Annotated in this window: 21 protein-coding genes; 10 read left to right on the forward strand and 11 right to left on the reverse strand. The window is 59.4% G+C overall.

Annotation, left to right across the window (positions count from 1 at the left end):
- Positions 1-8: 8 nt before the first annotated feature.
- Positions 9-758, reverse strand: a complete 750-nt coding sequence (locus L3X40_RS09860) for an anti-sigma factor family protein (RefSeq protein WP_237365474.1) — start codon at positions 756-758, stop codon at positions 9-11.
- On the reverse strand, positions 755-1,243 hold the full coding sequence (locus L3X40_RS09865) for an RNA polymerase sigma factor (RefSeq protein ID WP_237365475.1): 489 nt from the start codon (positions 1,241-1,243) through the stop codon (positions 755-757). Before L3X40_RS09865 ends, L3X40_RS09860 begins: the two co-directional genes overlap by 4 nt.
- A gap of 117 nt (positions 1,244-1,360) precedes the next feature.
- On the opposite strand from L3X40_RS09865, the gene L3X40_RS09870 reads away from it, so the two are divergent.
- Positions 1,361-2,632, forward strand: a complete 1,272-nt coding sequence (locus L3X40_RS09870) for a S8 family serine peptidase (protein WP_237365476.1) — start codon at positions 1,361-1,363, stop codon at positions 2,630-2,632.
- Between the two features lie 94 nt (positions 2,633-2,726).
- On the forward strand, positions 2,727-3,596 hold the full coding sequence (locus L3X40_RS09875) for a hypothetical protein (RefSeq protein WP_237365477.1): 870 nt from the start codon (positions 2,727-2,729) through the stop codon (positions 3,594-3,596).
- A 74-nt stretch (positions 3,597-3,670) separates the two neighbouring features.
- Here the strand turns inward: L3X40_RS09875 and dnaJ are convergent, their stop codons facing one another.
- The gene (gene dnaJ / locus L3X40_RS09880) at positions 3,671-4,810 is read right to left on the reverse strand and encodes a molecular chaperone DnaJ (RefSeq protein WP_237365478.1); all 1,140 of its coding nucleotides are present in this window, start codon (positions 4,808-4,810) and stop codon (positions 3,671-3,673) included.
- 57 nt (positions 4,811-4,867) lie between these two features.
- On the reverse strand, positions 4,868-6,772 hold the full coding sequence (gene dnaK / locus L3X40_RS09885) for a molecular chaperone DnaK (RefSeq protein WP_237365479.1): 1,905 nt from the start codon (positions 6,770-6,772) through the stop codon (positions 4,868-4,870).
- Positions 6,773-6,942: 170 nt separating this feature from the next.
- On the opposite strand from dnaK, the gene L3X40_RS09890 reads away from it, so the two are divergent.
- From L3X40_RS09890 to L3X40_RS09900, 3 genes are all read left to right on the forward strand, one after another.
- Positions 6,943-7,425, forward strand: coding sequence for a copper chaperone PCu(A)C (locus L3X40_RS09890; RefSeq protein WP_237365480.1), 483 nt, complete (start codon positions 6,943-6,945; stop codon positions 7,423-7,425).
- Positions 7,412-7,888: a vgr related protein gene (locus L3X40_RS09895; RefSeq protein ID WP_237365481.1), complete on the forward strand. Its 477-nt coding sequence runs from the start codon at positions 7,412-7,414 to the stop codon at positions 7,886-7,888. Before L3X40_RS09890 ends, L3X40_RS09895 begins: the two co-directional genes overlap by 14 nt.
- A 98-nt stretch (positions 7,889-7,986) precedes the next feature.
- Positions 7,987-9,162, forward strand: coding sequence for an indoleamine 2,3-dioxygenase (locus L3X40_RS09900; protein WP_237365482.1), 1,176 nt, complete (start codon positions 7,987-7,989; stop codon positions 9,160-9,162).
- A gap of 1 nt (position 9,163) precedes the next feature.
- Here L3X40_RS09900 and grpE read toward each other — a convergent pair whose 3' ends face one another.
- From grpE to L3X40_RS09915, 3 genes are read right to left on the reverse strand one after another with little or no spacing between them, the layout of a single operon-like run.
- Entirely contained in the window at positions 9,164-9,721 is a 558-nt protein-coding gene (grpE, locus tag L3X40_RS09905) for a nucleotide exchange factor GrpE (protein ID WP_237365483.1), read from the reverse strand.
- The gene (hrcA, locus tag L3X40_RS09910; RefSeq protein WP_237365484.1) at positions 9,718-10,761 is read right to left on the reverse strand and encodes a heat-inducible transcriptional repressor HrcA; all 1,044 of its coding nucleotides are present in this window, start codon (positions 10,759-10,761) and stop codon (positions 9,718-9,720) included. Before hrcA ends, grpE begins: the two co-directional genes overlap by 4 nt.
- 39 nt (positions 10,762-10,800) lie before the next feature.
- Positions 10,801-11,001 carry a hypothetical protein gene (locus L3X40_RS09915; protein ID WP_237365485.1) on the reverse strand — a complete coding sequence of 67 codons (201 nt, stop codon included), beginning with the start codon at positions 10,999-11,001 and terminating at the stop codon, positions 10,801-10,803.
- Between the two features lie 132 nt (positions 11,002-11,133).
- Between L3X40_RS09915 and rph the strand changes: the two genes are divergently transcribed.
- From rph to trxB, 3 genes are all read left to right on the forward strand, one after another.
- Positions 11,134-11,862 carry a ribonuclease PH gene (rph, locus tag L3X40_RS09920; RefSeq protein WP_237365486.1) on the forward strand — a complete coding sequence of 243 codons (729 nt, stop codon included), beginning with the start codon at positions 11,134-11,136 and terminating at the stop codon, positions 11,860-11,862.
- Positions 11,862-12,476, forward strand: a complete 615-nt coding sequence (gene rdgB, locus L3X40_RS09925; RefSeq protein ID WP_237365487.1) for an RdgB/HAM1 family non-canonical purine NTP pyrophosphatase — start codon at positions 11,862-11,864, stop codon at positions 12,474-12,476. Before rph ends, rdgB begins: the two co-directional genes overlap by 1 nt.
- Before the next feature lie 101 nt (positions 12,477-12,577).
- Positions 12,578-13,540, forward strand: a complete 963-nt coding sequence (trxB, locus tag L3X40_RS09930) for a thioredoxin-disulfide reductase (protein ID WP_237365488.1) — start codon at positions 12,578-12,580, stop codon at positions 13,538-13,540.
- Between the two features lie 8 nt (positions 13,541-13,548).
- On the opposite strand, the gene L3X40_RS09935 is transcribed toward trxB, so the two are convergent.
- From L3X40_RS09935 to L3X40_RS09950, 4 genes are read right to left on the reverse strand one after another with little or no spacing between them, the layout of a single operon-like run.
- On the reverse strand, positions 13,549-14,370 hold the full coding sequence (locus L3X40_RS09935) for a hydrolase 1, exosortase A system-associated (RefSeq protein ID WP_237365489.1): 822 nt from the start codon (positions 14,368-14,370) through the stop codon (positions 13,549-13,551).
- Positions 14,355-15,053 carry a hypothetical protein gene (locus L3X40_RS09940; protein ID WP_237365490.1) on the reverse strand — a complete coding sequence of 233 codons (699 nt, stop codon included), beginning with the start codon at positions 15,051-15,053 and terminating at the stop codon, positions 14,355-14,357. The genes L3X40_RS09935 and L3X40_RS09940 overlap by 16 nt, the downstream gene beginning before the upstream one ends.
- Positions 15,050-15,319, reverse strand: coding sequence for an acyl carrier protein (locus L3X40_RS09945; protein ID WP_237365491.1), 270 nt, complete (start codon positions 15,317-15,319; stop codon positions 15,050-15,052). The genes L3X40_RS09940 and L3X40_RS09945 overlap by 4 nt, the downstream gene beginning before the upstream one ends.
- 41 nt (positions 15,320-15,360) lie before the next feature.
- On the reverse strand, positions 15,361-16,392 hold the full coding sequence (locus tag L3X40_RS09950) for a GNAT family N-acetyltransferase (protein ID WP_237365492.1): 1,032 nt from the start codon (positions 16,390-16,392) through the stop codon (positions 15,361-15,363).
- A 49-nt stretch (positions 16,393-16,441) separates the two neighbouring features.
- Here L3X40_RS09950 and L3X40_RS09955 point away from each other — a divergent pair, with 49 nt between their 5' ends.
- Positions 16,442-17,971, forward strand: coding sequence for an acyl-CoA ligase (AMP-forming), exosortase A system-associated (locus tag L3X40_RS09955; RefSeq protein WP_237365493.1), 1,530 nt, complete (start codon positions 16,442-16,444; stop codon positions 17,969-17,971).
- Positions 17,968-19,200, forward strand: coding sequence for a pyridoxal-dependent decarboxylase, exosortase A system-associated (locus tag L3X40_RS09960; protein ID WP_237365494.1), 1,233 nt, complete (start codon positions 17,968-17,970; stop codon positions 19,198-19,200). Before L3X40_RS09955 ends, L3X40_RS09960 begins: the two co-directional genes overlap by 4 nt.
- Positions 19,201-19,208: the final 8 nt, after the last annotated feature.

Below are 19,208 nucleotides of genomic sequence, written 5' to 3' on the forward strand. Positions count from 1 at the left end.
CTGATGGCTCACCTCCACCCCTTGTCCCGCGCCGCCCGTTCGGCGTTTGCATCAAAGGGCGTCCCGGCGATCATGTCCTGCACATTGGCGGCAAGGCGAGGATCGCCCGAAGAGGCCTGCCTGTAAGCGCTCCCTGTTGCGGCGCCGGGCAAAAGTTGCTCCAGCCGCCATCTTCCGTCGGCGCGGCAAGCAAGGCCCGACATGGCCGACCCCTCAAAGGTCCGGCAGATGCTGCCGGTTTTGCTGCGAAAGGTAAGGCCGACGCGGATTTCTCCACTTGCTCCCTGAACGCCAGCCCCCTGCGCAGAAGCGAGCTGGGTATCGAGTGTTTTTTTCAGTGATCCATCGGCCACCATTGCGCCATCGCTCACTGAAATCGGGCCGCCACTGCTATCCATGGTTTGCCCGACTGCAAGACCAAGCACCAGAGTTGCCGCAATTGCCGCTACATTCCCCCATGCGGGAAGCCAGCGACGCGGTTGTGCTTGCGCCCGTTCAGCGCGAATGGCGGCCAGATCGACAACCTTGGGGGCTTCGCTTTTATCGGGATTCTTCAACAACATCGTTAGATGTTCGGGCACAGCTTGCTCCGCTATCGGCGCGAAATGATTCGACAATGTTTCACGCAAGCGCTGGTGTGCAGCCAGCTTGCGCGCCAGTTCAGGATCAGCCGCCACGGCCCGCATCACGACCTTGCGCGTCTTGGGATCAAGCTCTCCATCGGCAAAAGCGACCAGCATTTCGTCGGTGATATTCATGCCGCTTCTCCCAGTTCCACCAACAGGGCGCTCCGTCCGCGCACCAGCCGGGACGTCAGCGTGCCCATGGGAATATCCAGTATTTCGGCGGCGTCCTTGTAGGCCAGCCCTTCAATCATGACGAGCGCGATCACCTCTCGCTGCTCATCGGGCAGACGGTCGAGCGCGCGTTCGACCATGGACAGTTCAGCCGCGGCTTCCATCCGGTGGTCGCCCGGATCGCCGACATTCTCGCCTGCCTCCTCCACCACAAAAGTTTTTGCGCGCCTTTGCCTAGCCCGCACTTCGTCGATCCACATATTCCGCATGATCCTGTACATCCAGCTATCGAGTCTTGTGCCTTCCTCCCACAAATGCCGCGATTTGAGCGCCCGCTCCAATGCCGCCTGACACAGGTCGTCGCCATCGGCGGCGTTGCGCGACAGGCTTGCCGCAAACCGGCGCAAGCGCGGCAACAGAGCCAGCAATTCGCTTTCAAAGGCCATCAGGACTCCATTTTTCCGTTCCTGAGGATGAAACGATCCAGCACAGCCGTTTAATCCCACAGACAGGATCTTTCTGGCATCCTATGAAGTGCAGGAAAAAAGAAAAGGACCATCACCATGCGCGGTACGCTTTACATGACCGCAGTCTTGCCGCTGCTGATGTTGTCGGCGTCGGGGTCCGCACAATTGAATTTGCCGGGCGGCATTGCCATACCCGATGTGACAGGGCCGGTGGGGCGGGCAACAGAAGGGCTGGGTCTGCCCGACATATCCCGACTGTCACCCGCACAAGTAGCACGCACATTGCTTGACGCGCGGCTGGACAGGCTGTCCGGCCTCATCCGGCGCAATCCCGAACATCTTGAATGGGACGATCACCGCTACCCGGCGGAACGTGGCGTGGTGGTAGCAACCGGGCTGTCGGACAAGGATCTGAAGCAATTGCAGGCGGAGGGATTTAAGGCAGCGCCTGAGGATGTGGACGGACTGGACATGGGCTTTGTCCGCTTGCAAGCACCTGCTGGACAAAGCCTTGCAAAAAGCATCAGGCGTGCCCGCGCCATTGCGCCCGGGGCACAGATCGGCAGCAACCCCATTTATTTCCAGAGCGGTAATGCATTGGCTGGCGGCGGCGCTTTAGCCGCTGGCAAGGGCAGTGCAGGCCGCGCGATTGGCCTGATCGACGGCGGGGTCGGCAAACATCCCTCGCTCACCGGCCCTATTGACCAGCGCGGTTTTGCAAAAGGCGCGCCCGCGCCAAGCGGCCATGCCACTGCGGTTGCATCGCTGATTGCGGGCAATGGCACCGTCAAGGGCGCTGCGCCTGCGGCTCCCTTGTTGGTCGCGGATATTTACGGGCGTGATCCGGCTGGCGGCAATGCCATCGCCATTGCGCGGGCATTGGGGTGGATGGCAGCCAATGGCGTGCGCATCGTGACCATCAGCCTTGTCGGACCGGATAATCCACTGCTGTCTGGAGCGGTCGCTGCTGCTCGCCGCAAAGGCATGATCGTGGTGGCCGCTGTCGGCAATGATGGTCCTGCCGCGCCGCCTGCCTTTCCAGCGTCCTATAAAGGCGTGATCGCAGTCACCGGAGTCGATGCGAGGGACCGCGCATTGATTGAGGCCGGTCGCGCGCTCCATCTCGATTATGCCGCGCCGGGCGCGGACATGATTGCAGCCAGTATCAATGGAGAGTCAGCGCGGGTGCGCGGCACGTCCTTTGCCGCACCCTTTGTCGCTGGCAGGCTCTACCGCCATCTGCAGCGTGGCAATATGAGCGCGGCCATGCAGGCACTGGCTGGTGAGGCGCAGGATCTGGGCAAAAAAGGGCCTGATAAACTTTATGGCCGCGGCCTTGTTTGCGGAACGTGCCGCAACGAACCCTGAAAAAAATTCGGGTGCCGGGATTAAATCCCTCCGCCCTCTCGTTCCCTTCCCATGAGCCGGATTTCCAACCGCTCTTTGATGAAGGAGATGAGAGATGAAAAAGACATTGATCAGCACAGCAGCCATTGCTGTCGCCATGTTGGCAGCCCCTGCTTCCGCACAGCTTCTGGGCGGCAGCGGTGGTGGAATGCTCGGCGGCGGATTGGGCGGTACGCTTGGCGGCACATTGGGCGGCGGCGGTCTGGGTCCGATCGGAGGCAGCACCGTTGGCAGCGTAACAGGTAGCGGCAGGGGCGCTCTGGATGTCGACAAAAGCATCGACACCCGTTCGGGTCGCGCTTCGACCAAGGCCAACGGCTCGGGCAGCGCTTCGGGCTCGGCTGGCAGCGCAACCGATGTCGTGGGTCAGACGCTGGGTGGTTCGGCCAGCGGCAATGCATCAGGTTCCGCCAGTGGTGAAGGGTCTGCCCAGTTGATCGGCACCGATGCCGTCGGCAGCACCGTCAGCGGCGTTCGCGATCAGGCGGCAGGCGTTGCCGGAACGGCACGCGGTACAGCAAGCGGCGCGGCGCAGGGCGCCATATCCAGCGCGTCCGGCGCAGCCAATGGCGCTGGCAGTGCTTCGGGCAATGCGTCTGGCAACGGAAACGCTTTGGCCTTTGGCAATCTGGGTCAGTTGGCAGCCTCTGGATCGGGCGCGGCGAGCGGAAACGGCATGTTCGCGGTCCAACCCGGCATGACGATCGCGGATGCACGCGGCAAAGCTATCGGTACGGTTCAATCGGTCCGCGCCAATGGTCAGGGCGTCGTTCAGTCGGTCATTGTCGAAAGTGGTGATCGCGTTGCCGAACTGCCCGCCGCCAATTTCACCGGCTCTGGCAATGCGCTGGTTTCCGCCATGGGCAAGGGAGAGGTCAAAAAGGAGGCCAAGTCCCAGGAAAAATCCGCTGAAACCAGCAAATAATCCCCATCGTTTCTGAACCGGGGTAGATCAGAAAAGCCCCTCCCTTGCCAGGGAGGGGCTTACTTCGTTATCCATTATCCGTCGGTCAAATCGTCCCACATTTCCTTCAGTTTACTGAAGAAGCCTGTCGACTGTGGGCATTCAGCCCCGGTTTCGGTTTCGCGGAACTGTTCCAGTAAATCCTTCTGCTGCGCGGTAAGGCTTGTCGGCGTTTCGACATCGATCTGGATCACCATATCACCATGGCCACGCCCATTGAGCACCGGCATGCCCGCCCCGCGCTGGCGCAATTGCTTGCCGGACTGAATGCCGGGGGGGATGCGGATTTCATGTTCATGCCGATCAAGCCCCGGCACAGTGATGCATCCGCCAAGTGCCGCTGTCGTAAAACTGATCGGCGCGCGGCAGAACAGCGTCGTGCCTTCGCGTTCGAAAATGCGGTGCCGCTTCACATGCAGGAAAATATAGAGGTCGCCCGCAGGTGCGCCGCGCGCCCCCGCTTCCCCCTCGCCGGTTAGACGAATGCGTGTGCCTTCATCCACACCGGCAGGAATATTGACGGTAAGCTGTTTTTCCTTGTCCACACGGCCTTCGCCGCGACAGGCGCGACAGGGTGTATCAATTACCCGGCCAGCACCGTGACAAGAGGGGCATGTGCGTTCGACAACGAAAAAGCCCTGTTGCGCACGTACCTTGCCATGACCATTGCACCCCTTGCATGTATGCACGCCCGTACCCGGTGCGGCACCCGATCCCTCGCAGTCGTCGCAAGATGCCGACACTTCCACCGAAATTTCCGTGGATTTGCCGCGATAGGCCTCTTCCAGGCTGATCTCCATATCGTACCGCAGGTCAGCACCGCGGCGGTTCTGCTGAGCTCCGCCGCCGCCAAAGCCGCTGGCCCCGAATATGGTTTCGAAAATATCGCCAAGATCGGAAAAGCCGCCCGCGCCCTGCCCGCCGCCATTGCCGCCAAAGCCGCCATTCCTGAACGCTTCATGCCCAAATCGGTCATAGGCGGCGCGCTTTTGGGGGTCTTTCAGACAGTCATAGGCTTCGTTGATCGCCTTGAATTTGGCTTCCATATCCAGGCAGCCGCTATTCTTGTCGGGATGATATTGCACCGCCAAGCGGCGATAGGCCGATTTCAGGGTCTTCTCATCCGCCGTCCGCTCAACGCCAAGCAATTCATAAAAGTCGATATCGATACTCATGCCGCCCCTGGCTTTATACCGTTACCCCGGCATAAGCCGGGGCAACGCCATTCCATATTACGCTTTGTTGTCTTCATCCACTTCGGAGAATTCGGCGTCAACCACGTCTTCGTCGGTCTTCGCCGTATCCGCAGCGTCAGGGGAAGCTGCTGCAGTCTGTTCTTTTTCATAAATAGCCTGACCCAGCTTCATGGCGACCTGCGCCAGTGCTTCGGACTTGCTCTTCATATCCTCGACATTATCGCTTTCCACCGCAGCCTTGGCCGCAGCGATTGCGGTTTCAATCTCGCTCTTCAATGCCTCATCCACCTTGTCGGCATGATCGGCAAGCTGGCGTTCCGTCGTATGGATCAAGCTATCCGCGCTGTTCTTGGCCTCGGCGGCCGCGCGGCGCGCCTTGTCCTCTTCGGCAAAGCGTTCGGCATCCTTCACCATCTGGTCGATGTCGCCTTCCGACAGACCGCCCGATGCCTGAATCTTGATCTGCTGCTCCTTGCCAGTGCCCTTGTCCTTGGCATGGACATTGACGATGCCGTTGGCGTCGATGTCGAACGTCACTTCGATCTGCGGCACGCCGCGCGGGGCGGGTGGGATGCCGACCAAGTCGAACTGACCGAGCATCTTGTTGTCCGCCGCCATTTCGCGCTCGCCCTGGAACACGCGGATGGTCACCGCCTGCTGATTGTCATCAGCGGTCGAATAGACCTGGCTTTTCTTGCTGGGGATCGTCGTGTTGCGATCGATCATGCGGGTGAACACGCCACCCAGCGTTTCGATGCCCAGCGACAGCGGCGTCACGTCGAGCAGAAGCACGTCCTTGACGTCGCCCTGCAGGACCCCAGCCTGTATGGCGGCGCCCATCGCAACCACTTCGTCCGGGTTCACGCCGGTGTGAGGTTCCTTGCCGAAAAATTCCTTCACCACTTCGCGCACGCGCGGCATACGGGTCATACCGCCCACCAGCACGATTTCATGAATGTCCGACGCCTTGTGCCCGGCATCGGCCAGCGCCTTCTTGCATGGCTCCAGCGTCCGCTTGATCAGATCGGCCACCAGACGCTCCAGATCGGAACGGCTGATCGCCTTTACCAGATGCTTGGGACCATTCTGGTCGGCGGTGATGAAGGGCAGGTTGACTTCGGTCGTCTGTGCAGAGGACAGCTCGATCTTCGCCTTTTCAGCCGCTTCCTTCAGGCGTTGCAACGCCAGCTTGTCCTTGGTGAGGTCAATGCCCTCATCCTTTTTGAACCCTTCGGCCAGATATTCGACGATCTTGGCATCGAAATCCTCACCACCAAGAAAGGTGTCGCCATTGGTCGATTTCACTTCGAACACGCCATCGCCGATTTCCAGAATGGAAATGTCGAACGTACCGCCGCCAAGGTCATAGACGGCGATTGTCTTGCCATCCTGCTTCTCAAGCCCGTAAGCGAGCGCCGCAGCCGTCGGTTCGTTGATGATGCGCAGCACTTCAAGACCGGCAATCTTGCCCGCGTCCTTGGTTGCCTGACGCTGGGCGTCATTGAAATAGGCCGGAACAGTGATAACCGCCTGCGTGACGGTTTCACCCAGATAGCTCTCGGCGGTTTCTTTCATCTTTTGCAGGATGAAGGCGGAAATCTGCGACGGCGAATAATCCTCGCCACCCGCCTGGACCCAGGCGTCGCCATTCGGACCCTTGGTAATGTCATAGGGGACCAGTTCCATGTCCTTCTTCGTCATCGGATCGTCGAACCGGCGACCGATCAGGCGCTTCACGGCAAAAATCGTGTTGTCGCCATTGGTAACGGCCTGACGCTTCGCTGGCTGGCCGACCAGGCGTTCGCCATCCTTGGTGAAAGCAACGATCGACGGCGTCGTGCGCGCGCCTTCCGCATTTTCGATGACCTTCGGTTTGCCGCCATCCATGACGGCGACACAACTGTTCGTCGTGCCCAGATCGATCCCGATAACTTTACCCATGTTGTCCTCTTTAACCCCAAAATTACCAGCAGTTGACCGAACCCCTCCCAACTGAAATCTACCGAAAGAGTGTTCGTTTCGAAATCGGATATAGGAGCGCTTTTCCTTGGCACAAGGATTTTGGACGATTAGGATGCCATTGATCAAAAATGATACGTTTTGGAGTGTCCATGCTTCCCGCTTCCACAAAATGTCTGTCCGCCGCACTTCTGCTGGGCCTGACCCTGCTTCTGGCCGCCTGCGCGCCTGCAAAGGTCCTGTATGTCGATCAGGCATGGGTGCGCCTCTCGGCCAATGACGATACGCCCTCGGCCGGCTATTTCACAGTCCATGGCGGTGAAGAGGATGTCCGGCTGCTTTCGGTCATATCGCCTGTCGTTCTTCGCGTAGACATGCACGAAAGCATGCAAAAGGGCGGTATGATGTCGATGCAGCCAATAAACAGCGTCGAAATCCCTGCACGCACAGACGTCACCTTCGCACCGGGGGGCAAGCATCTCATGATCTGGGGCATCAATGCCGCGATGAAACAGCAGGGCAAATTGCCGCTGACCTTCATTTTTTCCAATGGCGACCGCATCATCTATGACGCGGTGATTCGCAAGCCGGGGGATGGCGCGCCCGCGTCCAAGGATGAGCATGACGGGCATTGAGCCCTCAACTTCCCGCCCCCTCACCCATTCCGAGCGCACGCTGGCCGCGTCCATATTCGGTGGTGCGATCGATTACGAACGGGTTGTGATCCACAACCGCAAATGGTTCTGGTTCCAGCCTCGCCACGTTACCATGGCGCCCGACGGCCATATCTGGTTCCATCCGAAAGGCCGTTTGTTCTGCGATGACTTCTGCGCCTCACCAGTGTCGCTGCAGGGTCTGTTCATCCATGAAATGACGCATGTCTGGCAACATCAGAACGGGATCAGGCTGATCATCAGGCGACATCCTCTCTGCCGTTACGATTACAGCCTGAAACCCGGCTGGACATTGCAGCGCTATGGCTTGGAACAACAGGCAGAAATTGTGCGGCACATCTTTCTGCTCCGCCGGGGAGTCCCGGTTCCAGGCACGCCTCCCCTGACACATTATGACGGAATTCTTCCATTTTCCGAGGCATAGATTGTCAATCGGCTGGTCGCTTTCCCGTCCCGCCAGCATTCCCCCGCTTGTTTTAATATGCTATGATCACGCATTAAAATAATATGTGAGAGGAATAAATGAATTGCCCCCTCAAGCAGCTCAGCCATTATGGCCTGACGCCAGAGCGCGGTTTTCTGGCGGCTTTCGAAATGGACGATATCGCCCTACCGGACCAGTTCGATCCCATCGTTCATGCAGCCGGAAAGCTGTCCGGGCTGCTCACGACGGGCCGGATACGACATTGGCTGGATGCACTGCCGCTGCTGGACCTGCGCCAGTTCATTGCCGATGCGGATGAAGCGCAGATTCGCGTCGCCATGGTGCGCTACGCTTTTCTGATCCAGGCCTATGTCTGGGGCGAAAAGCAACCGCCAGAGCGCCTGCCCGCCAATCTGGCGATCCCGGTCGTCGCGCTTGCCGACGCGTTGGGGCAATATCCCCTGCTTCCTTATTCAGGCTATGTGCTCGACAACTGGGCGCGGGTGGACAAAGACGGACCGATCGCACTCGACAATATCCGTATGGTGCAGAATTTTCTGGGCGGACAGGATGAAAACTGGTTCGTCCTGATCCACGTCGCCATTGAGGCACAAGCCGGGCGCGCACTTGAACAAGCCGTGCAGCTTGCCGAAGCCGCCAGTGCCGGCGACAGCGACCGCGTAACCGCGTTACTCATCGAAATGAACACGGTCTGGGACCAGGTCAACGCCCTGTTCGACCGGATGCCGGAACGATGCGATCCGGCCATCTATTTTCAACGGGTGCGTCCCTATATCCATGGCTGGAAAAACAACGCCGCACTGGGCGAAGGTCTGATCTATGAAGGTGTTGCACGCTTTGGCGGCAAGCCGCAGGCCTTTTGCGGTCAGACTGGATCGCAAAGTTCCATCGTCCCTGCCATGGATGCGCTTTTTGGCATCACTCACGAAAATGACGCGCTGCGTGAATTCCTGAAGGAATTGCACGGCTATCGCCCGCCGCTGCACCGCCGCTTCATTGAGGATATGGCGCAATCTAGTACATTGCGCGCCTTTTGCATCGCCCATGGCGGGGCGCAGATCAGGACGGCATTCAACGCCTGCGTCGAACAGATAGCCCGCTTTCGTACGCGCCACCTGGAATATGCGGCCAGCTATATCAACAAGCAGGCCGCATCAGCCAGCGGGAACGACACCGATGTCGGCACCGGCGGCACTCCATTCATGCGCTATTTGAAAAAGCACCGCGACGAGAACCGGGCGCAGACGATTTGAGCTAATCCGGTTTTTTCGCGACAGCCACCAGCGCGGGGCGGAGCAGGCGATCCTTGATCATATATCCGGCCTGCATTTCCTGCACGATGGTGCCGGGTTCGGCATCGCTGGCCATTTCGATCATTGCCTGGTGCCGGTTGGGATCGAGCACCTGTCCCATCGCCTCGATCTTTTCGATACCGTTTTTGCGGAACGCGCTTTCCAGTTCCTTGCCGGTCGCTTGCAAGCCAGCAATAACGCCCTTCCATTTTTCATCTTCATGCAGTTCGGCAGGGATTGCGGCCAGCGCACGGCCAAGATTGTCGGATACTGACAGGATGTCGCGGGCAAATGCCGTGGATGCATAGGCGCGCGCGTCCTGAATTTCTTTTTCAAGGCGACGGCGCACATTCTGGGTATCGGCCTGCGCATACAGAATATCCTGCCGCGCGCGTTCCAGATCCGCCTCCAGTTCGCCCAGCCGATCGATTTCCGACCCTTCGGGCGCACCCTCTGCATTGGCATCGCGGGAATCTTCAGCGATCTCGGTATCCTGTTCCATCTTCTTGTCTTCAGTCATCTCATCAATCTCGATAAAGTCTGTGCAGTGAAATCCACCATGGGTACAACCCGCGCATAGTTCAAGCGCGTCGGGCCAATAACGCCCACCACGCCGACAACACGCCCGTCGGTGCTACGGTAAGGGGCTGCTATCACGGATGAACCGGAAAGCGAGAAAAGTTTATTTTCCGATCCAATGAAAATTTTCGTGGCGCTGCCCTTGCGCGCATTGTCGAGCAGGCGAAAAATCTCCTCCTTGCCCTCCAGTTCATCAAGAAGCTGCCGCACGCGCTCCAGATCTTCACCTGTGCTTTCATCGATCAGGTTCGCCTGTCCGCGCACGATCAGCACCGGCCTATGCTCGCTATCGGCCGACCAGACGGCAAGCCCGCGTTCGACCAGTTCCCGGCTGGCGCTGTCCAGCGCAGCGCGTTCCGCCTCTATATCCTGTTGAAGCACCGCTTGCGCCTGTGCCAGCGTCATGCCTGCAAACTGCCGGCTGACATAATTCGCCGCTTCGTTAAGGGTGGAGGCACCGATGCCGGGGGGCAAATCCACCACGCGATTTTCGACGCTGCCATCATCCCCGACCAGCACAGCCAGCGCCTGCCGCTCTGACAGCGACACAAAGCCAAATTGGCGCAACACCGGCTCGCGCTTTGGCACCAGCACGATTCCGGCACAGGCCGAAAGGCCCGACAGAACTGCCGTTGCCGCGCTCAATGCCTCTTCTATCGGCCCGCCTTCGGACAATTGCGATTCGATCGCGCGTCTTTCCTCCGCCGACGGTTCAGCTGCCTGCATCATACCATCGACAAACAGACGCAATCCGCTTTCCGTCGGCATCCGGCCTGCCGACGTGTGCGGCGCAGCCAGCAGGCCCAACTCTTCCAGATCCTGCATGACATTGCGGATTGACGCGGGCGAAAGGTTCAGACCGACCAGTTTGCTGATCGTGCGTGAACCCACCGGCACGCCGGTGCCCAGATAGCTTTCGACCACAACGCGAAAAATATCGCGGGCGCGGTCGTTCAATTCGCTGATGGGTGCGATCGTCATGACATCTATCTAGGCAATGGTCGGCACAGGCTCAATAACTCACTTCATCCGCCGCGAGATCCAGATCAACGCCAGCCCCACGAGGGCCAGAATCGCGCCGCGCCATATCCATGGCCGCACGTCGATCATGAAACTATCGGCGGGCCACCGGATGATGCCGAACCCCTGACCGACCCATAGCAGTCCCATCAACAGCATCAGGACACCAAGAATGCGGACCATCAATGAAAACACTTTCATGTCATGCCTCCCATATTCCTGTGCACTTGGTACACCCTTTCCACGCCAGGGGGCATATATTTCCCATCCCACTGGCAAGCACGCGGGACAAGCGCTAAAGCCCCTTCGCAAACAGCCACAGGAGACAATCACATGCGCCCATCCGGCCGCGCCCCCGATGAAATGCGGGTTATTACCATGGAACCCGGTTTCACCATTCATGCGGAAGGAAGCTGCCTTGTCAGCTTTGGTAACACCCGGGTGTTGTGCACGGCGTCGGTGGAGGAGAAAATCCCTCCCTTCCTGCGGGGCAAGGGCGAAGGCTGGGTCACTGGCGAATATGGCATGCTTCCCCGCGCCACCCACACGCGTGGCAACCGGGAAGCCGCCAAAGGAAAGCAATCGGGACGCACACAGGAAATCCAGCGCCTGATCGGCCGCTCGCTGCGGGCAGTGGTTGACATGAAGAAACTGGGCGAGAGGCAGATCGTCCTCGATTGCGACGTCATACAGGCAGACGGCGGCACGCGCACGGCCTCCATCAGCGGCGCATGGGTTGCGCTGCGGCTTGCGGTCGATTCGCTGCTGGCTAAGGAATTGATCTCGCAAGATCCGATCATTCAGAAGGTCGCGGCGATCAGTTGCGGCATTTACAATGGCACGCCTGTTCTTGACCTTGATTATGACGAGGACAGCAACGCCGGAGCCGACGCCAATTTCGTCCTGACCGGCGATGGCAAGATTGCCGAAGCGCAAGCAACGGCAGAGGGCGAATGCTATGACGAAGAAGGCCTGTTGCGCCTCCTCCGCCTCGCCCGCATCGGCTGCAATCAGATTTTCACGGCACAGGACGTTGCAACAGGCAGGGCGACGGGGCGGTGATGGAAAAGCAGGCGATCCGCAAGCTGCAACCCGGCAAGCTGGTCATCGCCAGCCACAATGCCGGCAAGGTGCGTGAGATCAGGGCGCTGCTTGACCCCTATGGCATCCAGCCGGTTTCGGCGGCAACGCTGGGCCTGCCCGAACCCGATGAAACCGGCACAACCTTCATCGCCAATGCAGAGTTGAAGGCGTTACAGGCCGCCGATTTGTCGGGCCTTCCCGCACTGGCCGACGACAGCGGCCTGTGTGTTGAGGCGCTGGACAACGAACCGGGCATCTTTTCTGCGCGGTGGGCCGGTCCAAGCAAGGATTTCGGCCTTGCCATGCGGCTGGTCTGGGACAATCTGGCCGCCAAGGGGCCAGAGGCCGGCCATGACGCGCACTTCATCTGCGCTCTCGCGCTGGCATGGCCCGATGGACATGTCGAGGTGTTCGAAGGGCGCGTCGATGGGCTGATCACCTGGCCTCCGCGCGGTGACAAGGGTTTTGGCTATGACCCTATATTTCAGCCAACGGGCCATGCCATCAGCTTTGGTGAAATGGACCCCGAACGCAAACATGCGATGAGCCACAGGGCCGATGCCTTCGCCAAGCTGGTCGCAGCGGTGTTTTAGGACGCAAAGAAACTCTACGTCCTTCCAGACTTGCGCCTATATCGTCCCAATCCCTATTTCCCGATATCAACCGAATCGCATCAGGAACAATCGGAAGCCTTATGACCGCAACCCATTCCACCCGTCTGCTGATCCTGGGTTCAGGGCCCGCTGGCCTGAGCGCCGCAATTTATGGTGCGCGCGCAGGTTTGGCGCCGATCGTCGTTCAGGGCCTGCAGCCCGGCGGCCAGTTGACGATCACGACCGACGTCGAAAACTATCCCGGCTTTCGCGACGTCATTCAGGGTCCCTGGTTGATGGAGGAAATGCAGGCACAGGCCGAACATGTCGGCACGCAGATGATGTACGACCAGATTGTCGAGGTGGACCTGTCCAAACGGCCATTCCGACTGACCGGCGACGGCGGAACCGAATATTTTGCCGATGCGCTGGTAATTGCAACGGGCGCGCAGGCCAAATGGCTGGGCCTTGAAAGCGAGATATTGTTGCAAGGCAAAGGCGTGTCGGCCTGCGCCACATGCGATGGTTTTTTCTACCGTGGCAAGAAGGTGGTGGTCATCGGCGGCGGCAACACCGCGGTTGAAGAGGCGCTGTACCTCACCAACCACAGCCATGACGTGACGCTGATCCATCGCCGCGATTCGTTTCGCGCGGAAAAGATTCTGCAAGACCGCCTGTTCGCCCATCCCAATATCAAGGTGCTGTGGAACAAGGCCGTCGACCGTTTCGTCGGCGGCGGAGACCCCGAAGGACTGGTCGGCGTTGACCTGACCGACACAGTGACCGGCGAGAAATCGCATATCCCCACGGATGGTGCATTCGTCGCAATCGGCCACAAACCCGCCACCGAATTGTTCGAAGGCCTGTTGCCGATGGATGAGGGCTATCTGCTGATTGAAAAGGGCACGTCACGGACCAGCATTCCGGGCGTTTTTGCGGCTGGCGACGTTACGGATAAAATCTATCGTCAGGCCGTCACCGCCGCCGGCATGGGTTGCATGGCCGCACTGGACGCCGAACGGTTTCTGGCAGAAGCGGACTTCGAAATGGCGGCGGCAGAATAGAGCCGCGCCTATCCCATCGCGACATGATGCAGCATGTTGCGAACCGCCCGGTACAATGCCTCGGCATCTTCGGTTCGGGCAAAGCTGTGTGAAGCCGTAGGGATTTTCACCAGCCGCACCCGCCCCGTATCGCGCACATCGTCAAAGGCGGGCCGGTTCCATGCATCCTGAAAAGCCATGGCCGTATTGTCATGTTCAGCCAGAATGAAGCTGATAGGACGTGGCGTATCATACAGGGCGCGAGCCAGTTGGCGGGCAAGGCCACTTTCCTTACCGCCACCGCGCGCGGCCACAAGCCCATGGCAAAGCTTGCCGAGATCGACCCGCCCCGTAAACAAGCCCCAAATTTTGCGGGGACTGCGCAAGCGGGACCAGTAACGCTGACGAATGGCAGCCGATGGGGGCAAGTCGCCAGCATTTTCGATCACCCATGGATTGGCGAGCAACAACGCTGCGATGTCGTCAGGGTCATGGAAAAAGGTAAGCGCGGTCGCCGCGTCGCAATTGCCAAAGGCAACAATCCGTTCCAATTCCGGGCAGGCCTTGCGAAAGGCCGCCGCCGCCGCCGCAATGTCCGGTCCCGATGAAAGGAACCCGCCATTTTCGCCTTCGCTATCGCCAATACCGCGCCGGTCGAAACGAAACACTGAAAAGCCATCGCGGGCCAGCCGCGCCGCCAGTTTGGCCATGCCCCGGTGAGCGCCCGAACGCACTTCATTGCCGCCCGATACGATCAAAAGGCCTGTGTTCATCCGCCCATCATCGATACTGGCGGAAAGTTGCTGCCCCTGGCAGGAGAAATGGATATGGCGCCTCAACGATGCACCCATGCGGCAATATCGCCGGCAATCTGTTGCGCCAGCCACTGGTCCTCGTCCGGCTCGCTCTGCCGCCAAAGCGGTTTGCCGCTGATATAGGCGTCGGCCTGTGCCGCATTGCCGTCAAGTTGCACCGTCCGCACCTGTTCGTGTACGGTCAGCTTTGCATTTTCGAGATCATTGATGAAGACGGGCGACAAGCAGGTCCCCGCGAATTCAGTGCTTTCCTGTCGCGCATTCGCCAGTAACAGCTCCGTACTGCCCGAAAGACCCGCCTCCCTGTCGGCGGCAAGGCGGGTGCGGATCAATTGCCGCAACAGGCCTGGCCCATCTTCAGGCGCCAATCGCCAATGACGGGGACAGGGAAAGGCATCGTCCAGCATGGCGCCGGACCGGAACGCGCAAATCATGTCGATCGCCACGCCGGACTGCGCCGCCAACCGTTCCAGCGCCGCGTGCCAGAGCGAAAGACTGATTGTCTCATCGGTCACAAGGCTTTCATTCTGCCCCGGAAGATCGGGCAGGATCGTCCCGATCCGGGCTTCGTCCAATGTTCGCATGGCGGTGAGCATCAGCCAGCGAGTCCGGTTCATTTCCTCAAAAAAAGGCGGGATGATCAAAATCTGGCGTGGATGTCCCCGCCCCAGATGCACATATTGTTCGCTATTGCCGGAAAAACTATACTGGCAGATCACCCCAGCGCCTTGTCTCGTGCAAAACGGATCAGATTTCCCAGCGTCTCGAAAATCTCTCCATCGACATCGTCATCCTCGATGATGATGCCCAGCCGGTCCTCCAGTTCGGTCAACACACCCGCGACCGCCATCGAATCGAGTTCCGGCAGCGCGCCGAACAAGGGCGTCGTGTCATCGAACAAGGCCAGCCGTTCCTGCGATATGCCGAGCAAATCATGCAGAACGCTCCGCACGGTCTGTTCGACAATTTCAGCGCCCTCGTGCATCACTCCCCCAAAGCTGATCCGGCAAACCAGAGGTTCCCCTATTATGTCTTCCGGGAGCGGACAAGGCCGGAAATGAAGGCCTTGAGCGCAGGGAACCAGCTGGATGGCCTGCGCAGGTTGTACAGATCAATCCGATAGAGGGGGCGCTCATCCTCCATCCAGTCGCGTTTATAGGCGTCATCGCCGGTGCCAAAGTCAATCCGTTCCACCTTGTCCACGTCAATCACATGACGAAACATGGCATAACTTAGCAGGGTTCCGGGAGAACCCGCGCCCGCATCTTCACGATGCGCGAGCTTGTGGATCAGGGCTGCCCCATTTTCAACGGTCCAGAACTGTGCCGCAACGGCCACACCCTCGCTCCGGGCAATCCCGATGCGCAAATGCCCCGCCTGCCCTTCATGTTCGGCAATTGCGCGCAGAAAGGACAAGCTGCCCTCTTCGGGTTTCCAGCTATTTTCGTAAACCGCCTCATATTCTTCCCATATTTCAGGAGAAAAGCGGTCATGAATTTCCAGTTCAAGCGGGAATTTGGCCAATTTGCGATCAACGGTGCTGCGCACCGCACCGGGTCGGGCGCTCCAGTAACTGTCGAAGTCGCGCCCTTCCAGATCGAGAAAATGATTGCGGTCGACAGGCTGCGCAAAAGCGGCCCAACCTGCGGCCCGAAAGGCGCTCAGGAGCGAATCAACTGCTCCATCCTCATCGACCACCGGATAAAGCACGATATGTGCGGCACGTCCGCGCAACCGCCGCGCCATGGCTTTCAATAGCGCACGACGTATTTTTTCATCATGATTGCCGGAAAAAACAGGACGGAAGGAAAAATTATACCAGTTGGCGAGCGCATGATATTCGCCCGTTCGTCGATGATAAAGGAACAGCCAGCCCTCCGCCCCTTCGGCCCGCGCGCGCAGGAACAGGGGCGGATAGCCGGAAAGGCAGTGTTTATAAAGATTTTCCAGCCAGTCCACCCGGTCGAACAGGTGCGGCTGACTCTCTCGGCTCAGGCCCTCTCGGGAAACTTTCCGGACATTGGTGAAATCATCGTGATATTCCCCCTTGACCCACAAATCGCTATCTCCCTGTCTGATGAACCAAGGATATAACAAAAAGCTGGATATGTGGTTACTGGATTCGCAACCCTGTCCGATCGATCATGTGTGCCGTGCCGGGACAGCCGAGGCACCAGCCCTTCAGGGACGCTTTGGCACTCTGACCTATGCCGATCTTGACGCTGCCGTGGGTCGGCTGGCGGCATGGCTTGGTGCGCAGATCCACGAACCGGGCGGGCGCGTTGCCAGTTGGATGGGCAAGACGCGGCTTGCCTGCCTGATGCCGCTGGCCTGTGCGCGGGCGGGAATGGTACACGTGCCGGTCAACCCTTTGCTCAAACATGCGCAGGTGGCGCATATCCTGGCCGACAGTGGCGCGGCGATATTGATCGGCACCGGCGCGCGGCTTGATACGCTGGACCCGGACAATATTCCCCAAGGGTGCGCTCTTGTCCGGGAGGATGTGCTGGAAGCTGCCATGGCCTCCGCAAATGACAGCCTGCCGCCATCCGCCGCCGACCCAGATACCCTTGCGGCTATTTTATACACCAGCGGTTCTACGGGACAGCCAAAAGGCGTGATGCTGAGCCATGCCAACCTGTGGCTTGGCGCGGTTGCGGTTGCGCAATATCTGCGCCTGACACCCGACGACCGGACGCTGTGCGTGCTGCCATTCAGCTTCGATTACGGACAGAATCAGCTGTTTTCCACCTGGGCAGCGGGAGCGTGCGCCATGCCGCTCGATTATCTGACGCCACGCGATGTCATAAAAGCGGTGGACAGGTATGACATCACCACGCTTGCAGGCGTTCCGCCGTTATGGGTGCAACTGGTCGAGCAACAATGGCCGCCTGAAATTGCTGCCAAGCTGCGGCGGCTGACAAACAGCGGCGGCGCGCTGACCCGTCCATTGGTTGAACGGTTGGGCGCCCTGTTCCCGCAGGCGGACCTTTATCCGATGTACGGCCTGACCGAAGCGTTCCGTTCAACCTATCTCGATCCGGCATTGGTCGATACCCATCCCGACAGCATGGGAAAGGCCATTCCTTTTGCCGAAATTCTGGTGGTTCAACCGGACGGTCGTGTGACAGACGATGACGAACCGGGCGAACTGGTCCATTGCGGGCCACTGGTCGCGCAGGGCTATTGGCGCGACCCCGAACGAACCGCCGAACGTTTCCGCCCTGCCCCGGTTGCTTCGACCTATGGCGGCATCGCCGTATGGTCGGGCGACACCGTCCGCCGCGATGCCGAAGGCCTGCTGTATTTCGTCAGCCGCGACGATGCGATGATCAAGAGCGCGGGCAATCGCATCAGCCCGACCGAAATCGAGGAGGTAGCGGTTCAGGCCCCCAACATTGCCGAAGCCATCGCGATCGGCGTGCCCGATGAACGACTTGGCGCTGCGATCTGCCTGCTGCTAAGGCAGCGGGAAACGTCAGACGCCGGGGAAGCGGAACATATGATAAAAACGCATCTGAGAGCGGAATTGCCAAATTTCATGCAGCCTGGATATATCCGCTTCGTCGATCAGTTTCCGCGCAATCCTAATGGCAAGATCGACCGGGTAAAGCTGGCGCGGGAATTCACGCCATGAAGCCCATGGGACCCATTCCACCTTTTTTCGACAGCGAAGACGGCATGTTGCTGATCGGCGGCTGCGGCATCGCCTCGTTGATCGAAGAGGCTGGGGATACGCCGTTATTTGTCTATGACCTTGGCATAATAAAGGCGCAGGTGGCCCGGTTTCGCGCGGCCATGCCAGCGGGCGTAACACTGCATTACGCCATGAAGGCAAACCCTTACGCACCTCTGTTGGAACGGATGGTGAGCCTCACCGACGGTTTCGATATTGCATCGGGTGGTGAACTGGACATGGCCCTTCGCGCCGGAATGCAGCCGAGCCACATCAGCTTTGCAGGCCCCGGAAAGCGCGACAGGGAACTGGAAGCCGCGATCTTCGCAGGCGTCACCATAAATCTGGAATCCGAAGGGGAAGCCGACCGGGCGTTAGCCATCGCGCAACGATTGGGAAAAACACCGCGTCTTGCCATACGCGTCAATCCCGATTTCGACCTGCGTGGATCGGGAATGCGCATGGGCGGAGGCGCCAAACCCTTTGGCGTCGATGCTGGTCGTGCCGGAGCGCTGGCCAGTCATGTTATCGCCGCTGGAGCCGACTGGCGCGGCTTTCATATTTTCGCCGGATCGCAGGCACTTGATGCCGACGCTATCATCGACACACAGCGCGCCACGATTGCCCTTGCCGCGCGGCTAGCCGAAGAGGTCAATGCGACACCGCCGCGCGTCAATCTGGGGGGAGGGTTCGGAATCCCCTATTTCCCCGGCGAGGTTCCGCTCGATATTGAAAAAGTGGGTGCTGCGTTGGCCGAAACGCTCGAAAATCGGCCCGCCATCCTGAAAGACAGTATCTTCGCCATAGAACTTGGTCGCTGGCTGGTCGGCGAAGCGGGTGTTTATCTGACCCGGATCGTGGATCGAAAGGTCAGTCAGGGCGAAACCTATCTGGTTGTCGACGGAGGCCTGCACCACCAACTCGCGGCCAGCGGTAATTTCGGTACGGTGGTCAAGCGCAATTACCCGGTCGCCATCGCCAATCGTTTTGGCGCGAAACCCTCCACTGATCCCGTCACCATCGTCGGCTGTCTGTGCACCCCGCTTGACCGGCTGGCCGACAAGGTGCTGCTGCCCGAAGCGAAGGCTGGCGATGTCGTGGCGATTTTCCTGGCCGGGGCCTATGGCGCAAGCGCAAGCCCATCGGCTTTTCTGGGCCATCACGCGCCGTTGGAAATGCTGGTGGAATAGGCTGCCGC

The sequence above is a fragment of the Rhizorhapis sp. SPR117 genome, assembly GCF_021742065.1.